At 56.4% G+C, this 18,868-nt stretch carries 8 protein-coding genes and 1 pseudogene; 5 read left to right on the top strand and 4 right to left on the bottom strand.

Annotation, left to right across the window (positions count from 1 at the left end; translation table 11 throughout):
* A partial coding sequence (locus tag HDE72_RS27915; protein ID WP_260176993.1) for a hypothetical protein occupies positions 1 to 549 on the bottom strand: 549 nt, incomplete at its 3' end.
* A 24-nt stretch (positions 550 to 573) separates the two neighbouring features.
* On the opposite strand from HDE72_RS27915, the gene HDE72_RS27455 reads away from it, so the two are divergent.
* Together HDE72_RS27455 and HDE72_RS27450 are read left to right on the top strand one after the other, a co-directional pair.
* Positions 574 to 12,000, top strand: a complete 11,427-nt coding sequence (locus tag HDE72_RS27455) for a hemagglutinin repeat-containing protein (protein WP_260176992.1) — start codon at positions 574 to 576, stop codon at positions 11,998 to 12,000.
* A gap of 2 nt (positions 12,001 to 12,002) precedes the next feature.
* Entirely contained in the window at positions 12,003 to 12,614 is a 612-nt protein-coding gene (locus tag HDE72_RS27450) for a hypothetical protein (RefSeq protein WP_183748744.1), read from the top strand.
* A gap of 759 nt (positions 12,615 to 13,373) precedes the next feature.
* Here the strand turns inward: HDE72_RS27450 and HDE72_RS27445 are convergent.
* Positions 13,374 to 13,958 carry a TetR/AcrR family transcriptional regulator gene (locus HDE72_RS27445; protein WP_183748742.1) on the bottom strand — a complete coding sequence of 195 codons (585 nt, stop codon included), beginning with the start codon at positions 13,956 to 13,958 and terminating at the stop codon, positions 13,374 to 13,376.
* A 96-nt stretch (positions 13,959 to 14,054) separates the two neighbouring features.
* On the opposite strand from HDE72_RS27445, the gene HDE72_RS27440 reads away from it, so the two are divergent.
* Both HDE72_RS27440 and HDE72_RS27435 read left to right on the top strand, forming a co-directional pair.
* On the top strand, positions 14,055 to 14,900 hold the full coding sequence (locus HDE72_RS27440) for an SDR family NAD(P)-dependent oxidoreductase (protein ID WP_183748740.1): 846 nt from the start codon (positions 14,055 to 14,057) through the stop codon (positions 14,898 to 14,900).
* Positions 14,897 to 15,205: a putative quinol monooxygenase gene (locus tag HDE72_RS27435; protein WP_183748738.1), complete on the top strand. Its 309-nt coding sequence runs from the start codon at positions 14,897 to 14,899 to the stop codon at positions 15,203 to 15,205. Before HDE72_RS27440 ends, HDE72_RS27435 begins: the two co-directional genes overlap by 4 nt.
* A gap of 270 nt (positions 15,206 to 15,475) precedes the next feature.
* On the opposite strand, the pseudogene HDE72_RS27430 reads toward HDE72_RS27435, so the two are convergent.
* Both HDE72_RS27430 and HDE72_RS27425 read right to left on the bottom strand, forming a co-directional pair.
* Positions 15,476 to 16,305, bottom strand: a pseudogene (locus HDE72_RS27430) (IS66 family transposase).
* A 52-nt stretch (positions 16,306 to 16,357) separates the two neighbouring features.
* Complete coding sequence (locus HDE72_RS27425) at positions 16,358 to 17,218, bottom strand: transposase (protein ID WP_183748736.1); 861 nt, start codon at positions 17,216 to 17,218, stop codon at positions 16,358 to 16,360.
* A 95-nt stretch (positions 17,219 to 17,313) separates the two neighbouring features.
* Here HDE72_RS27425 and HDE72_RS27420 point away from each other — a divergent pair, with 95 nt between their 5' ends.
* Positions 17,314 to 18,804 carry a DUF6862 domain-containing protein gene (locus tag HDE72_RS27420; RefSeq protein ID WP_183748734.1) on the top strand — a complete coding sequence of 497 codons (1,491 nt, stop codon included), beginning with the start codon at positions 17,314 to 17,316 and terminating at the stop codon, positions 18,802 to 18,804.
* Positions 18,805 to 18,868: the final 64 nt, after the last annotated feature.

The raw sequence follows: 18,868 nt of genomic DNA, 5'->3' as shown, positions 1-18,868 counted from the left end.
GCTGCCGGTAATGCCAGCTTGACAGGCGGTAACGTGGACTTGTCGGGCAGCCAGACGGGCGCTGCCAATATCGCTATCACGGCGACCAGCGGCGACGTCAGCACAAGCCAGGCAACCGTCACCACGCCGGGCACGCTCAATATCAGCACCAACGCCACTTTGCACAATACGCAAGGCAGCTTGCAGGCTGGCCAGCTGGACTTGCATGTGGCAAACCTGGACAACGCCAAGGGCACGGTCTTGCAAACGGGCACGGGTGATACGGTGATTGCCACCGGCAATCTGGACAATACCGCCGGCCGCATCGCTGTCAATAGCGCCAATCTGAACCTGGATGCGGCCACCTTGACGAATGCGGGCGGCAAGATTGAACACGTGGGCAGCGGCATCCTGGCTGTCACGGCGGCGACCTTGAACGGCGCTGGCGGCAGCATCATCGGCAATGGCGCGGTGGATATCAAGGCGGGATTGCTCGATCACAATAACGCTACCACCGTCGGGCGCTCCCTGAACGTGCAGGCCGATAAGCTGAATAACCGGGAGGGCCATTTGCTGCAGACTGACGCAGGCGCCATGAGCGTCGCCGTCAAGGGGCAGCTAGACAATGCTGGCGGTGAAATTGCCAGCAATGGCGTGTTGTCGCTACAAGCCGGCGTGCTTGATAACAGCAAGGGCAAGATCACCGCGAATGCCGCGGCCGATATCGTCAGCCGCGCTGCGCTGATCAATAGCGATGGCGTGATTGCCGCCGCGACCGATCTGCACCTGGGCGGCGCCATTGACAATACGCGCGGCCTGTTGCAGGCTGGCAGCGGCACGCTGAGCCTGGATGCGGCCAGCTTGCGTAATGTGCAGGGTACCTTGAGCGCTGGCACGGATGTGACGGCCAAGGTCAGTGGCGACGTGTTCAACGCTGGTCTGATGTATGCGGGCCGCCATCAAACCCTGGAAATCGGTGGCTTGCTCAACAATACGGGCTCCCTGGCGGCGCTGGGCAATACCATGATAACGGCGGGGCAGCTCGGCAGCAGCGGTTTGCTGGCGGCCGGTATGCGCGCCGATGGCAGCTTCGCTTCGGCCGGTGATTTGACGGTGAAGACCGCTGGCGCCTTGCAGGCCGGTGGCCAGAACATGGCGGCAGGTCAGTTGCAACTGACGGGAGCGTCTGTCGATGTGGCGGCGAGCCAGACCAGCGCGGCCAATATCGGCTTGACGGCTTTGAGCGGCAATGTCACGACCAGCAAGGCGAGCGTGGCCAGCAATGGCTTGCTGGCGATTACCGCCAATGCTGCCATTGGACAGGCATTGGTCAACCAGGGGGGCAGCCTGAGCGCTGCACAACTGGCCTTGCGCGTCGCCAATCTTGATAATCAGAAAGGTACGCTGATACAGACGGGCACGGGCGACACCGTCATCGAAACGGGCGCGCTGAATAATGCGGAAGGACGTATCGCCGTCAACAGCGCCAATCTGCGCCTGGGCGCGAGTGACCTGAGCAACGTGGATGGCAAGATAGAACATGCGGGCAAGGGTTTGCTGGACATTCGCGCCACGAATCTGTACGGGCAGCGCGGCCAGATAACGGGCAATGGCGCACTGCAAGTGACAGCAGGTTATATCGATCACCGCAATGGCAGTTTGCTGGCGCAGCAAGTGGGCGTGGTCAGCGGCACGCTGGATAACCGCCAGGGCCAGATCACCCAGCTTGGCACCAGCACGGCGACGGTGAGCGCCAGCACCCACCTGGACAATAGCGGCGGCAAGATCGAGGCGAACGGCAATGTGCGGGTGGATGCGGGCAGTATGGTGAATGACCATGGCCGCATCGCTTCGGCGCAGGATGTGGCGGTGACGGCGACGTCCAGGTTGGACAATGCCAGCGGCGTGATCATTGCTGGCCGCGATTTGATCATTGCTGGTGGCAAGGTTGATAATAGCCAGGGGCAGTTGCAGGCGGCAGGCGGTAACGCGCAGCTGACTGTCGACGAATTGCTCAATGAGCAGGGAAGTATCGTCGCCAGCGGCAATTTGACGACGGTTGCCGGCAGCGTACGCAATAGCGGTAGCCTGTTTGCGGGCGGCGAGCAAGTGTTGAAGGTTGGCGGCGCGCTCGATAATAGCGGCGTGATCCTTGCCCAAGGACATAACACCATCACCGCCAATAGTCTGAACAGCAGTGCAAGCAGTCTGATAGGTGCAGGCGTGAAAGCTGACGGCAGCCTGCAGGCGACTGGCAATTTGCAGATCACCACGCAGCAGGGACTGGCCGCGCATGGCCAGGTACTGGCGGCGGGCAATGCCGTCCTGAGCGGCGCCAATGTCGACCTCAGCGGCAGCCGCAGCAGTGCTGGCAATATCAGCCTGAGCGCCAGCGCAGGCGACGTCAGCACCAGCGGCGCTGTCGTCACCACGCCAGGCGCCCTGACGATCACGGCCAGCCAGGCGAATAGCCAGAACTGGAACAATCAGCGCGGCGATGTCAGCGCCGGGCAACTGGCGGTGAATGTGGCCAACTTGAATAACCAGCAGGGCAGCATCGTCCAGAGCGGCACGGGCAATACCGCCATTCACCTGACGGCGCCAGCCGGCGTGCTGGACAACACGGGCGGGCGGATTGCCGTCAATAGCACCAGCTTGAGCCTGAAGGCCGATACGCTGAGCAATACGGATGGCCGGATCGAACATGCGGGTAGTGGTAGCCTGAACATCCAGGCCGCGCAACTGAACGACGTGCGGGGGCAAATCACGGGCAACGGTGCGCTGCTCATCACGGCTGGAGCGATCGACCATCGCAATGCCAGCACGGTCGCGCAGCAACTGAGTGTGACGGCCGCTACCCTGGACAATCGCGACGGCAACCTGACGCAGCTGGGCAAGGGCGATACGGCGATACAGTTGACGAGCAGCCTGGACAACCGGGGCGGCACCATCGCCAGCAACGGCAATGCCAGCATTGTCGCACCTACCCTGAACAATCAGGGCGGCAAGCTGCAGGCGGCTGGCACGGCCAATCTGACGGTAACGGCGAACAATGTGCTCGACAACAGCCGTGGCGGCGCCATCGCCGCCGGTGGCAATGTGCTACTGGGCGCAGGCAGTTTATTGAACCAAGGCGGCAGCGCTACGGCGGGTGGCCAGCTGACAGCCAACGTGGCACAGGGCTTGAATAATGCGGGCGGCTTGCTGGCCGCCACGGGGAATGTGATCGTGGGCGCGGCCAGCGTGGACAACAGCGCTGGCGGCAAGCTGGCCTCGGTCCAGGGCCAGTTGCAAGTCACGACCGCAGATGTCACCGTCAACGATGGCGGCACCTTGCAGGCTGGTGGCGACATCGTCTTGCGCAATGGCGGCCTGTCGAACGTACAGGGCACGGTGGCGGGCGCTAATGTTACCGTCGATACGCGTGGACAGATTTTCAATAACACGCAAGGTACCGTGGCCGGTACGGGCGCGGTCAATTTGCAGACGGGTGTGCTGAACAATGATGGCGGCCTGCTGCAGTCGGGCGGTGCCATGACCATCGATACCCATGGCAATGCCGTGCTCAACACCAATGCGGGCGCGTACGCAGTGCGCCATCCCGGCAGCGCCGGCGGCATCAGCAGCGGCGCTGGCCTCAAGCTGCAAACGGGCAGCTGGAATAATACGGGTGGCTATCTGGGGGCAGGCGGCAACATCACCGGCAACCTCGGGCAGCTCGATAACCGCAATGGCCAGATCGTCGGCCGCTCGGCATTGGATGTAACGCTAAGTGGATTGCAAAACCAGGGCGGACAAATCCAGGTGCTGGGCAATCTCGGCTTGAACGCAGGTGGTGGCAGCATTGATAACCAGCAAGGCTTGATACGCTCGGGCGCTGCAGTCACGTTGACTGGCGGGGCGATCAACAATGGCAACACCCTGGGCGCGAACCAGGGCGTCGAAGGTTTGCAGGTGACCTTGAACAGCGGCAACGTCAGCAATGTGCAAGGCGCCTTGCGGGCTGACGGCAACCTGGCCATTAATAGCGCAGGCAGTATCAACAATACCCTGGGCATGATCAGCGCGGGCGGCGCCCTGACGGTCAGCGACACGGGTGCGGGCCTTGGCTTGGCCGTGACCAACACAGGCGGCACCCTCATCGGCGGACAGCGCACCGATATCCGCGCAGGCAGCTTGACTGGCGACGGTAAAGTACTGTCGCAGCAAGACCTGTCGCTCGATCTGGCAGGCAACTTCACCCTAAACGCGGGTGCCGAGGTACTGGCCAATGGCAACGCGAATATCGCCATCGGCGGTCAACTGGTGAATGCCGGCAAAATCCAGGCACGCAGCACGCTGACGCTGGGCGCCAGCAACTTCGACAATACGAGTACCGGTGACATCAACGCGGGCGTGACGCGCGTCAATGTTGGCGGCGTACTTAACAACCGTGGCGTGATCGACGGCATCAATACCGAGCTGAACGTGGGCACGCTGAACAACGTGGGCACCGGCCGCATCTATGGCGACCACCTGAGCATAGGCGGCGCTACCATCAACAATGACGTGGAGGGCGGCGTGGCCGCCACCATCGCCGCGCGCGGGCGTCTCGATATTGGCGTAACGACCCTGAACAACCGCGAACACGGCCTGATCTTCAGCGGCGGCGATATGGCGATTGGTGGATATCTGGACGGCAACCGTATCGCCACCGGCTGGGCTGGCTCGGTGACGAATGCCAGTGCGACCATCGAGGCGCTGGGGAATATTGACCTGGCGGCGAACCAGTTCAAGAACTTGAATACGCATTTCAGGATAGAGACGCTCGATAGTGGCACTGAAAATGTCATTGAGTATGAGCTTCTGGGACAAGAGGGCAAGCGCTACCGTAGCGACGGGGGCGTATTTACTGTTGATGGAAGAGTACAGAAAGAATACAAAATCTTCAGACTGACCCGGACCTCACGTACAGATACTGTGGTGGATACCGATCCATCGAAGCTGGTGGCAGGTGGAAATGTGACGATTCGTTCCAACGATGCGCGTAACGAGCAAAGCCATGTCATTGCAGGCGGCGTGCTGTCTATGCAGGGAACAACACTCGTTAGTCCAGAAGTCAGGTTATATACCTACTTCAAGGAAACGGGAACTTCTAACACCATATTGTATGTACCGTCGGGCCCTTCGGGCGGCTATGTCCAGAAACCAGTGGGTGAAGTGGATGTACTTCCTGTTGAGCGCAGTTCATGGGATCCTGTTAAACCGGTTTATCAAAAAACCAACCATAACTTAGCTTCGTCGACAGGTGTGAACGGTGTCAACGGCGGCGCCAGCGTGGTGGGTACCGCCAACGCCAACGTAATCATGGCGCCAGTGGAAAAAACACCGGGAGCCATTAATGGTGTCAATGCCGCTGCCGGCAGCGGTGCCGTGGCAGTCAGCGGGAAGGGTGCACTGGACGGCGCCAGCGGAACAGGCAATGCCGGACAGGCAGGCAGTGTCGGTAAGGTCAACGGCACGGGTGCCGCTGGCGCCACTGGCGCCGCTGAACAGGGAGCAAGGTCTGGCATCGATACTGTCCGCGTCTGGACCGGAGTCAATGGCAAGAGCGCTGGCGCCATTGCCGCAGAGGGCAGGCAAGATGGCAGCGAGCGTATTGCTAACGCCGGGAAAACAACATGGCATGGCGCAGTGCAAGGTGGCTCCGCCGGTGCAGCTACTGGTAGCGAGGTCATCCGCAGTATCGGTGCCGCTTTGCTGGCCAGGGATGCGCATGGCGGACCATCGACCGTGGGCGGTACCGATGGCCTGCAAGGCAGCGGTCGTCTTGGTGGTGCGGGCCAGGCAGCGGACCATGGCGGCGTGCAGGGTGGTGGCGTCGATGCCGTCAGCGGTGCTGTTGGTGCGGGCAAGGTGGATGCAAGCTTGCTTGTCAAAGATGCGCAAGGTGGTCCTGCCGCCGTCGTTGATGGCAGCGGCGTGCGTGGCAGTGGTCGTCTTGGCGGTGCCGGCCGGGTAGACGGGCATGGCGGTGTGCAGGGCGGCGGCGTGGATGTGGTCAGCGGCGCCGTTGGTGCAGGCACGGTAGATGCAGGTTTGCTTGCCAAGGATGCGCAAGGAGGCCCTGTCGTCGTCGCTGATGGCAGCGGTTTGCGTGGCAGCGGTCGTCTTGGTGGCGCCGGCCGGGTAGACGGGTATGGCGGCGTGCAGGGCAGTGGCGTGGATACTGTCAGCGGCGCTGCTGGTGCAGGCATGGTAGATGCAGGTTTGCTTGCCAAGGATGCGCAAGATGGTCCTGTCGCCGTCGCTGATGGCAGTGGCGTGCGTGGCAGTGGTCGTCTTGGTAGCGCGGGCCATGCAGCAGGAAATGGCGGCGTGCAGGGCGGCGGCGTCGATAGCGTCAGCGGCGCTGTTGGTGCGGGCAGGGTAGATGCAGGCTTGCTTGCCAAGAATACGCAAGGTGGTCCAGCAGTAGTAGCCGGCGACAGTGCCTTGCAAGGCAGTGAGCGTGTCGGTGTTGCAGGCCAGTCGCTTATCTTGAAGGGAGTCACGGAAGCGTTTGCCGCAGATGCTGCGGGGCCTGGCGCAATCACACAGTCAGACATGAGCGCAGCGAAAGGCGCTACGGTCTCCACCGCCACAGGCGGTGCAGTGCAGGTCACGGGAACGAGTAGTGCATTGGCCAATCGTATGACGGTGATTGACCAGGTCGCATTGGCTAATCCAGCTGGCCGCGCGCAAGTCGTACGCACCACCTCGCCTTCCACCAAAATTCCAAATTCCAGTTTGTTTGCGACGAGTCCTGGGCCTGCGTCACGTTTCCTGGTTGAAACGGACCCCCGCTTTGCCAGTTACAAGGATTGGACAGGTTCGGATTACCTGACCAGCAAGGTCCAGCTCGATCCAAACGTGACGCAAAAACGCCTGGGCGATGGCTTTTATGAACAGCGCCTGGTGCGCGAGCAGATTGCGGAATTGACAGGGCAGCGCTTTGTCGGTGATTACACTAGCGATGACCAGCAATATCGTGGACTGATGGATGCCGGCGCCGCGTTTGCCCAGACCTGGAATCTGCGGCCTGGCGTAGCCTTGACGGCAGAGCAGATGGCGGCGCTGACCAGCGACATAGTCTGGCTGGTGGAGCAGGACGTGACCCTGGCAGATGGCTCTACGCAGAAGGTGCTGGCGCCGCAAGTGTATGTGCGCCTGCGTGAAGATGACCTTGATGGGGCTGGCAGCCTGCTGGCCGGCAAGGAGGTCAATATCAGCCTGTCTGGCGACCTGGTGAATGGCGGTACTATTGCCGGCCGCGAAGTCGTATTGCTGAATGCCGAAAATGTCAGCAATCTGGGTGGGCGTGTTGGTGCTGAAAACGTCGGCATCGCGGCGCGCAACGACTTGAACAATATCGGCGGCACCATTTCGGCCAACAGTACCCTGCAGGCGAGCGCTGGACGTGATATCAATATTTCTACTGAGACGCTTGCTGATGGGCGTGATATCGGCCGCGTGGCGGGCCTGTATGTGAGTGGCGATACTACCGGTAGCAGCCTGCTGCTGTCGGCAGGAAGGGATGTCAGTATTGCCGGAGGCACCGTCAATAATTCGAACCTGGGTGGCGTCACGACAATCTCTGCCGGGCGTGACCTGAGCGTAGACACGGTGGTTGCCGTTTCCGATAGGGGCTTGTCGGCCAAGCATATCGAGCATCAGGCAGGCGCAGTGCAAGGCGACAAAGTGGTGTTGATTGCTGGCAATGATATCAATAATCACGGCGGTAGTATTGTTGCGCAATCTCAGCTGCTGGCCAGTGCCGGTCGCGATATCAACGTGGCGAGCACCAGTGTCAGCAATGCGAGTGAGCTATGGACTGGCAACACTTTTACCAGTACCACAATCGGCTCGACGGCAGGCATGTACGTAACCGGCACCGGCGAAGGCAATACGCTGATCGCCCAAGCGGGGCGCGATATCACGCTCACCGGTGCCATGGTCGGCAATGCGGGTGTCAATGGCCAGACTAGCCTGATTGCAGCGAATAACTTAAGCTTGAATACCGTCGCAGTCGCATCGACCCACGACAATATACGCAATGCCGATAATTACAATAAGCAAAGCAAGTCGGGGGAGATCGGCAGCCAGATCATCAGCGCAGGCAATGTCAATTTGCAGGCAGGCAATGACCTGAGCGCGCGCGCGGCCGAACTGCAGGCCGGTGGCGCACTGGTGCTGGCAGCGGGTAATGATATCAAGCTGGTTAATGGCTTCCAGAATGAAGTAAGCGACATTGCAAGCAAGACCACCGATAGCGGTTTCTGGAACAAGACGACTACCATCAAGCATGACGTGGTCAACACGACCACGGCTATCGAAACCTCCTTGGGCGGCAAGAGCATCACCGTGCAGGCCGGACACGACATACAGGTAACGGGTTCCAGTATCCTGAGCGATGATGCAACAAAACTCCTTGCGGGCAATAACATCACCATCGATGCGGCGACCAATACCGCGTATGAGCTGCACCACTCCAGTACCAAGAAAAGCGGTTTCATGAGTGGTGGCGGTATCGGCTTCAGTTACGGTACCAAAACCACTACCGTGGATCAGGAACGTGACGCCACGTTGCAAAGCGGCGATGCGCGCAGCTCGATTAGCGCAAAGGATGGCGCGCTGACGATTGTTGCTGGCAATAACGTGATGATAGGAGGCAGCGACCTGGTTGCCGGCACCGATCTCGACATCATCGGCAAAAGCGTCACCATCAAACCGGGCCAGGACAATGAAAAGGGCAAGTTTGAAATGAAGACCACGCAGGATGGCTTCAGTCTGGCCCTGGGTGGTAGTGTGGTCAGCGCCATCCAGACCCTGCAAACCATGACGACAGCGGCCAGCACCGCCAAGGATGCGCGGGTGACGGCGATGGCGGCGGCCACGGCAGCCATGTCGGCCAAGGATGCTTACAATGACGCGATGAAAGAAGGTGGTCCAAGCGTCAGTGTCAGCTTGACGTATGGCCATTCCGAAAGCCAGCAGACGCAAACCACGGCTAGTATGACAAACAGCGGCAGCGTGTTGACGGGTAATAACATCAGTATCACGGCCACCGGTGCCGGCAAGGATAGCAATATCACTATCCTTGGCAGCGACCTGAAGGCAAAAAACGATATCCGCCTGCAAGCCGACAACAACATCAACCTGCTGGCGGCGCAGGATACGGAAAGCCAGCATAGCCAGAGCTCGAGCATGAGCGCCTCGGTTGGGGTGCAGGCGATCGTCAGTACCAAGGGCACCTCGATCGGTTACACCGCCAGCGTCAGCGCCAGCAAGGGCCATGAAGATGGCAGCGGCACGACGCAGCTCAATACGCATGTGAATGCGGGCAACCAGTTGCTGATCAACAGCGGTGGCGACACCACCATCAAAGGCGCCGTCGCCAGTGCCAACCAGGTGATCGCCGACATCAAGGGCAATCTGAACCTGGAAAGCCTGCAAGACCTGGCCAGGTTCGACAGCAAGAGCCAAAGCGTCTCGGTCAGCGGTACGGTGGGCATCGGCGCGAGCGTCAGCGGCAGCTATAGCCAGAGCAATATGCATAACGACTATGCCAGCGTGCAGGAGCAAAGCGGTATCAAGGCTGGCGATGGCGGCTTCCAGATCAAGGTGGGTGGCAACACCGACCTGAAGGGTGCAGTTATCAGCGCCACGGAAGCGGGCAAGCTGGAAAGCAGCCTGAGCACGGCGACCCTGACGCATAGCGATATCGAGAATCATGCGATTTCGAAGGGCAGCAGTGTGGGGGTGTCGGGTGGGTATTCGGTTGCTGGCACGAAGACCGAAGAGAACAAGAATCTGACCAATGTAGGTGGCGATGGCGGTACTACCGCTGGTTTGCCAGCGATCGTTGCTCTGAGTGACAATTCCACCAGCACCACCCGTAGCGGAATCAGCGGCGGCACCCTCATCATTACCGACGATGCGGCCCAGCGTGCGGCGACAGGCAAGGGCGCGGAAGAGAGTATTACTGGCTTGAATCGTGATGTGATGACGGGAGTGGATAGCAGCGGCAAGATCGGCAATAATTTCGACAAAGCTAAGATGCAGGCGACGATGGACGTGACGGCGGCGTTTGCGGCGGCGGCGGCAAAGGAGATTGGGGATTATGCACAGGGGAAACTGGATGAGGCCGATAAACTGGCCAAAGCTGCCGTCGACGAAAAAGATCCCATCAAAAAGGCCGAATTAGAGAGTCAAGCTAAAGATTTAAGAGACAACTGGAAAGATAACGGGCTGGCTAAGATAGCACTGCACGCAGCGGTGGGCGCACTTGCAGGCGGCGCTGATGGTGCATTGGGTGCGGGAGCGGCTGCATATTCGACGAGTACTATTGCCGAACAGCTTAAAGGATTGGATATACCTCAACCGTTGCGTGATGCGCTGACGCTGGCAGCGGGAGCTGCGGTAGGGGCAGTTGCTGGCGGTGCGACAGGAGCGGCCGCTGCGACGAATGAGGTGGCTAATAACTATCTGAAGCATGAAGAAATCCTCAAACTTATTGACTTGGAAAAGGCATGCCAGAATAACCCGGGCGGTCCAGATTGTGATGAGAGAGATCAATTGCAGGTAAGAAGTGCAGAACGAGATGACTCTCTTGCTGATTGTAAAGGTGATAGCGGTAATGAGTGTGAAAGTCTGAGGCATCAGGCTCGGAGGGATACTGATGAAATATCAAAAAATGAATATAGATATTTAGATAATGAAATTTACAAAAGGGAATCTAATAAGGCGTTTGATAGGGCGTATCTGGATTATGCAGAGCCACCTGACTATATGCCATATAGACTAAATTTAGAATCGAATTATAGTATTGCGCGTCCTATAGATGACGTAGAGGGTTTTTTTACATTTAATTCTTTAGGTAAATTCTTAAAAGGAGGTGCTAATACCATAAATGCAATAAATAATTTGCCAGAAGATTTAGTTGTAGGATCCGCAAGTTTGCTGCTAGATGGATACGGATACGGATCGCAAAAATTTTTTGGGCCAAAAATAGGAGTAACGGGAGATGTTCAGCCGTATATTCCTAAAAACAGCATAGTTGCAAAGATAGCAAATGAAGATCCACTTACGTTAATGGGGGATTTTTTATATAACACAGTAAAAACTGGAACAGGTGCATCACTACTTAGTGATATGTATTATGGGAAATGGGATGAGGTAGGGCGTGCTACTCCGGAAATGCTCTTAATGTTCGCAGGTGGAGCTTCATCTCAAGTGCTGAAGTTTGAAGGCTCTACTTCATTAGCTAAAGTGGAGATGGGTTCTGTTAGCTATCAAGGGAAATTAATCACGCAAGAGCAAGCATTAGCTAATCAGAAGCCACGGATAATAATAGGAGATGAACCTTATGCAGGATCGAAGGGAACATCAGATGGGGGAATGCTAGATCCTGCAGTAATATCAAGTATTGAACAACGAGCTGGAAACGTAGGTGCCAATAGTGCAATGGTAGCTGGAGAGACAGCAACCATAAACGTACCCAAGGGATATATCAGTAACGCGGATGGTACAATTACCGGGCCAAGAGGTGGAAAATATTCGCCCGTCAGTGCTGTTGATGCCAGTGGTGCCCCTATATTTATTGACGGTACTGGCAACTACTATACTTTGACATCAAATGGTGCGAGTAGGGTTGTGTCACCCAACCCAACGTCGAGCATCGGTGTAACAGGTCAGATTGGAGAGAGTGATCTTAAATCATTGGGAGGACAATCACAGGTATCACTCCCAACTAGTAAAGGGTTACGTTTTGTCGATCAGCTTACAGTAAATAATATTGCCAATGAGGCAAAGGTTGGTTACGCAACACTTGATACATTCACAGCACTTCAAGTTTCTAAAGATGCTGAGTTATTGCAGACAAGGGCGGTTAATGGAGTCGTGTGGAATTTCTATACCAGTCCTGTGACGGGGAAAGGTGGCCCATCTGCAGCTTTGCTTAAAGCACTTACCGACGCAGGAATAAAAGTAATCATTCATTAAATATGAAAAATACAGAAAATTATATTATTCGACCAGGAACTAATTATTCTCCAAATTCAGGGATTTTTTTGAATATGGATAAAAATAAAATAAAGGAATTTTATCAATGGTTTATGGAGAGTTTGCCTTATTGTATTGAAGAGTTGATGCAATTGATCGCGAGCACCCCTGGTTTTGAAAAATGGGATGCGGATGATTCGCCAAATTCATTAAATGATCTTGGTGCCTGGTTTGCTACGAAAGTTAACAAACGAGATCTCACTTTAAAAGAAATTGAAGTTATCAAAAGCAAGCAAGTGAAGCCAATCGACTTTGCGACTTGGGACTTGACAGATGAAACAAAATCGTTGGCCCTCTATGTTGGGATGTATTACGGAGAGGTCGCGATAAGAAACAATTCATTACTTAAATGGAATCAATTGTTGAGTAGTAGGAAACTTGCTGATTACGGACAGCCTGTATTAGACGGAGTAGGAATTGTTCCCATTAATCCCGTGCGAGTTGCACATTCTATTGCATATGGATTTATTGGCAATAACACTAGAGATGGAATGGAGTTGCGTAAAGCCTATGATTATTGGGAAAAACTTGTAATGCCAGCCTCAAGGGAATGACTAAAGTCGTAAAAGCTGCAGAGAAGCCGGGGGTAGTTTGAGCTAGTCCGGTTTTCATGGACATCCTCAGGAGACAATGCGCCCCGGAGGATACTCATAAAGAAGAAATAATTACCCTCGAAGCGGGAGATTATTCCCGCGTCACCGGAATCAGCACCGAAGTCGCGTGCGACGTTCACCGATGCGTTCAAGCGCGATGCGGTTACGCGGGTACGGGCAGGCAATCAAAGTGCCACGGATCTGGCGGTAGAGTTCGGGGTGCGTCGTATATTGCCCGGGTGACAGTGTGCCTCGGCGTATCTGAACGCTGCGATTACTGAGGTGCCGACACGAAGGTGTTATTGCCCAGAAGGATCTGATGGCAGGTGCGAACGAGCAGACTAGTTTTTCCCATCTTAGCCCGCGACAGACCGGCAATAGCGGATTTTGCAGGCGAGGGTATTTTTGAGGGTATCGGTTACTGAATGGTTTGGAAAACACTGAAAAATTAAGCACTTAGATATATTATTGATAATAGAGTGGGAGTGAGTTTCCATCCGGCGGCCGCTGATGCTGCCGGGTAGTTCGATAAGACCAAGTCCCTGATTCTTGCAGACCAGTAGCAAGTTGATGTTATTGATACCGTGCTCGGGCGCGGTATCAATAACCGTTCGCTCTACGGTAGCTTGGCTGGGACGTTAAGTTGCCCTGAAAACCGCCACCCGCTTCTTTGTGTAAGCAATGGCAATTCCAGGCAGCAAAAACGCCGCAAAGCCCGCATCACGGCAGGCTTTGCTTATTTTCCATAAGCTGGCTGGCCATCATATTCGTCAGTGACGCTATCATCCGCCGCAACTCCTCACTATCCCTGGCCAAGTCCTTGAATCCCTTGATCGCCGCAGCCAGCATGCGCGCCGCGTCGGGCAGGGCTGTTACCTGTCCTTGCCGGGGCCATTGCTCTTGCAGGATCTCCGTCACCAGCTTCTCGAAGACTTCGTAGCTGTCGCGCACTGCGCAAAAGCCCAGGTCAAAGACATCGCTGGCGTCGGGGTTGGCCCGCACCAGTTCGTAGCCTTCCACGCCCCAGGAGGTGCAGGCCCAGCGGAGTTTCTCGGCAATGCTGGGCAGGCTTGCCAGTTGCTGCCGTATCTGCGCGATCTTGGCCTCGACCAGGCCGCGGATGACGGCGTCGAACACTTGCTCCTTGTCGGGGAAGGCCGCATACAGCGTCGGGCGTGACATGTTTGCCGCGCGCGCAACGTCGCCCATGGTCGTACGCGCATAGCCGTAGCGCAGAAAGGTGGCCGTCGCCGCAGTGACAATTTGCTGGCGCCGGGCCAGCGTAGCCTCGTGAATTTCAGTCATGTGCACAAATTTGATATTTTGAACAGATTGACACAGATTGTAAATCAGAATAAATTTACATTTTTATTTTAAATGTCAAATTGCAAGGAGATTTACATGGCTGTGCAAAAAGTATGGTTTGTCACTGGTGCAACTCGCGGCTTTGGCCGGCACTGGATAGAGGCGGCCCTGGCGCGTGGCGATAAGGTGGCGGCGACTGCCCGCGATCCTCAGGCGCTGGCCGGGCTGGCGCAGCAATATGGCGATGCGCTGCTGGTGCTGAAGGTCGATGTCACTGATCGCGCCGGTGTATTTGCTGCCGTCGCGCAAGCCCACCAGCATTTTGGCCGGCTCGATGTGGTGCTCAGCAATGCAGGCTTTGGCTACATGAGCGCGATTGAAGAAGCCACGGTGGAAGACACGCGCGCCGTGTTCGAGACTAACGTCTTCGGTACCCTGTCCCTGGTGCAAGCCGCATTGCCGCTGCTGCGTGCGCAAGGCCACGGCCACATCATCCTGGTGTCCAGCGTGGCCGGCGTGGTGGCCGTGCCGATCGCTGGCATTTACGAAGCCACCAAGTTCGCCGTGGAAGCCATCGGCGAGGCGCTGGCGGCTGAAGTGGCCGAATTCGGCATCAAGGTCAGCCTGGTCGAACCGGGCGGCTACGCCACCGATTTTCTCAGCAGCACCTCGGTGCGCAATGCCGAGCCGATTGCCGCTTACGACGGTGTACGTGAGCAACTCGCCGCCATGCTGACGCCGGATTCGCTGGGCGACCCGGCAGCCACGTCTGCGGCGATGCTGAAACTGGTCGATGCGGATCAGCCGCCGCTGCGGCTGATCCTGGGCAACCTGCTGCCGTTTGTGCAAAACGTCTACGCCGAGCGCCTGAAGACCTGGGACGACTGGCAAGACGTGTCGCTGTCCGCCATGCGCCTTGCACCGCAAGGGGAAGCGCCATGATCATCGTTGCAGGGCAGGTCGATTTCGACACCCGCTACCTGCCCGAGATCCTAGCAGACATCCGGGCCCTGGAAGCCGCCACCCGGCTGGAAGACGGCTGCCTCTACTACGCGATGGCCTTCGACGACCTGGAGACTGGCCACGCCACCGTGCTCGAGCGCTGGCGCGATGAGGCGGCGCTCAACGTCCATTTGCGCACGCCCGGCCTGAAAGCATTCCAGGAACGTAACCTGCCGCGCTCGAAGCAATTCTCGATCAAGCTTTACGAGATTGCCGCGGAGCGTGAACTGGTGGTGCTGGATTAGCGCAGCTGTTACACGCCAGGGGTAGCGCCTGGCGTATTCATTACATGCATAGTATCGTTGCGGGAGGATGGGCCGGACATCCTCCAGGGCGCCATGCTTTTCCGCTCCCTTCACAAGGCAGTCGCCCTGCCATTCCAGCCCTCACCCTCCGCGACAGATTGTGCATCCCTGACATACGCCGGGCGCGTAAAAAATTTCGAAACATAAACTTCTTGTAATGCTATATTGCTGTGGTGAAATTATAGGCAGAGATAAATTATTTGTGACTATTCAGCCGCTATACGGTTGGCTGGATAGGATCGCCGGCGAAGGCGCGTTGCAAGACGGTGAGCATGCCGTGCCCTTGCTTGCGCAGCGTGTCGAGGCAGGAGCGAATGACGCAGAAATGTTCGGCGCCGGCGAGCGTGCGGAAACAGCCTGAGATTTTTGTTTCACCTTGGGCATGCGCACGGCGCGCTCGCCAACGTTGTTGGTGAACGGCACGGACGGGTTGCTGAGGAAGAGCAGGACAGCGTCGGCGTGCAGGCGGAAGCGGCGCAGCAGATTGGCGGCGACCGATTGTTTTCTGCGACCGCGTTGCCCCGGTTGTTGTGCGGTTTCGGGATGGATCGCTTCCCCCTCCCGCACCAGGGCGTCGTAGACAGTGCGGAAGGCGGCCACATCATTGCGGGCGAGCGTGCGTTGTTGATGCCGCGCCGCCGTGCAGACCCGGTTGGCGCCCAGCAGCAATTGCATTATCGACTCGGGCCATTGCTGGCCGGTGATTTCTTTCACGTAGACCAGTTCACGCAACAAGTGGGCATTGCACAAGGCATGGATGGAATCGTCGAGTTTCCAGTACGGCGCCCAGCAATCATGCACCAGCACGCCAAGGCGGTTCGGCAGGATGCCATGTGCAGCCAGTGCAGTTTGCCGGCCGCGCGCAGGCCCGATTCGGCGGCGTTGAGGACCGGTGCGGCCCGCAATTGGTCGGCGATCTGGTCGGCCGTCGCTTGTAGGGCCGCGCTCGCTTCGGCCACCCACGCCAGCAACGTGGCCGGCGAGATCGCGAGGCCATATACATCAAAGATCAGCTCGGCGGCGCGCGCGTACGGCAGCATTTGGCCCTGAGAAGCCGGGGTCAGTTCTGCCATTCAGACACGGCCTCAGCTTTTATTCTGCTTTTTTGGGAATAATTGATTTTTCGAAGCTTGCCAAGGCCCTGCTGACTGTTCTTGTTGAGACACCAAAAGCAAGTCCTATTTGTAGCATGGTATAGGCCGTTGACAGATAGGCGCGTGCCATTGCCTCGTCCCTGTTGGAGTAGCGGGTCTGATATTCTGTCAGCGAAAGTGTCACCGCTCTTCGCTGGGTCTTTGCCGTATCTATCAATTCACCGGAATATTGTGATTGCTGATGTGCAGCAACGAAAGCCTCATCACCCAGGAGTAATTGATGGCAAGTATGGGTGAGTGGGCTGGCGTCCTCAATTCCAGCATTGATAAACAGATCATATTTCAATACTGCTTCGTTGCGCACATGGCCAAACTTGCTTAGTAGCCAATCGCATGCCAGCCAGCAGGGAGGTGTTTCGTCGCCTAAGAAATAGTGATGGCTGCTCCAATTCCAGTCATCGGCTGATGGCACCATATGCGCTCGTACGGGATTTAAAACGATGTAGCGAGCCAGTTCAAGCAGATAGCTTTCTTTTTGGACCAGGATGGCTTTGTAGCGGCCTTGATAGACATGACCAACAAGTTTGTGACGTCTGTTGAAATATTGACTATATAAACCATTCAATTGGCGCATGCCTTGCGACAAATTCGCTTCGGCCGTTTCGACAAGAAGGTGATAGTGATTGCTCATTTGGCAAAAGCTATGGACGACAAAATGATGGCGTTCGCAGACGAGTGCAAGTAAATCGAGCCACGCCAGTCGATCCGCGACATCGCGGTAAATTGTGCCGCATCGATCTCCTCGCGATGTGATGTGATAGAGGGCACCTGCAAACTCAAGTCTGAGCGGTCGTGTCATGTATGCAATGATACGTGGGAGATAAAGGGCGATTCTGAGATTACACAGACGTTTGTAGGCAAATAATTGGCATGCATAGTAGAGCTCGTGTCTGAATGGCAGAACTGACCCCGTCTTCGTGTCTGAATGGCAGAACTGACCCCGTCTTCGTGAATGGCAGAACTGACCCCGTCTTCGCCGCGACTCTGACGCATAGCGATATCGAGAATCATGCGATTTCGAAGGGCAGCAGTGTGGGCGTATCGGGTGGTTTTTCGGTGGCGGGCAAGCAGACGGAGGAAAATAAAAACCTGATGAATGTGGGGGGTAAAAAAGATTCCCAGACAGCCAGCTTGCCGGTGATCGTGGCGCTGAGCGACAATTCCAGCAGCACCACGCGTAGCGGCATCAGCGGCGGCGCCGTCGTGATCACCGACGATGCCGCCCAGCGCGCAGCGACGGGCAAGGGAGCGGAAGACAGCATTGCTGGCCTGAATCGTGATGTGACGACGGGAGTCGATAGCAGCGGCAAGATCGGCAATAATTTCGACAAGTCCAAGTTGCAGGCGACCATGGACGCGACGGCGGCGTTTGCGGCGGCGGCGGCGAAGGGGGTTGGGGATTATGCGCAGGATAAGCTGAAAGAAGCGGCTGAGCTAGCGAGGCAGGCTGAGGAAGCGGGGGAAGCAAATGACTTTGTCAAGCAAGCTGAGTTGCAGCAGCAGAGTAAAGACTTGACGGATAATTGGAAGGAAGGCGGACTCGCACGCGCCGCCTTGCACGCAGCGGTCGGCGCGCTTGGTGGTGGGGCGAGTGGAGCCCTCGGAGCCGGCGCTGCGGCGTTGTCAACCGATGCCATTGCCAAGCAGCTCAAAACATTGGATATACCGGAGACATTGCGTAGTGCGCTGACGCTGGCGGCAGGAGCGGCGGTGGGGGCGGTTGCTGGGGGAGCGACGGGAGCGGCGAGTGCGACAAATGAGGTGGCCAATAATTACTTGAAGCATGAAGAAATTGTCAAACTTATAGACCTGGAAACGGCATGTAAAAATCATCCTGGCGGTTCGGATTGCGACGCGAGAGATCAATTGCAGGTAAAGAGTGTAGCGAGGGACACTGCACTTGCTATCTGTTATGGTGATAGTAGTAACGAGTGTGAAAATCTGAGGCATCAGGCTCGCATGGACACTAATGAGATATCGGAAAAAGGAGATGGTTATTTAGGTAGTAAAATTTATAAGGATGAGTCTGATAAGGCATTCGATAGGGCATTTTTAGATTATGCAGATGGAAAGCCAGTGGGTGCGAGTAAGAATATTTTTGATGTGGTACCGTCGATAAGTATTGTTGCTCGAAATCCTAATACACTAAATAGCGCATTTTTGGATACTGGTAAGGCTGCAATTAATTTCACATTCAATATATTTGAGTTCGGCGTTAATTTTGTTGGTGGAGAGTTGCCTGGCTCCCCTGATTATTACGCATTTATGAATAATTACAGGGCAGAATATGATACGCCTTCATTTGGAAAGACATCTGAATTTTTGCTCTCATTTGGCGCTGGTGGTGGAAGTGTTAAGGAAGCGCTGATCAATTCGCTTTCCTAGCGAAATTGACGCGCCAAATGGTCGAACAGTAAGTCGATCAAGCGTATTTTCGGTCGATTTGACG

The organism is Janthinobacterium saanense, assembly GCF_014200675.1.
In the GTDB taxonomy this organism is placed as follows: domain Bacteria; phylum Pseudomonadota; class Gammaproteobacteria; order Burkholderiales; family Burkholderiaceae_D; genus Janthinobacterium.
Note: the sequence above shows the minus strand (reverse complement) of the source record. Positions and strands in the feature narration are given on the sequence as shown.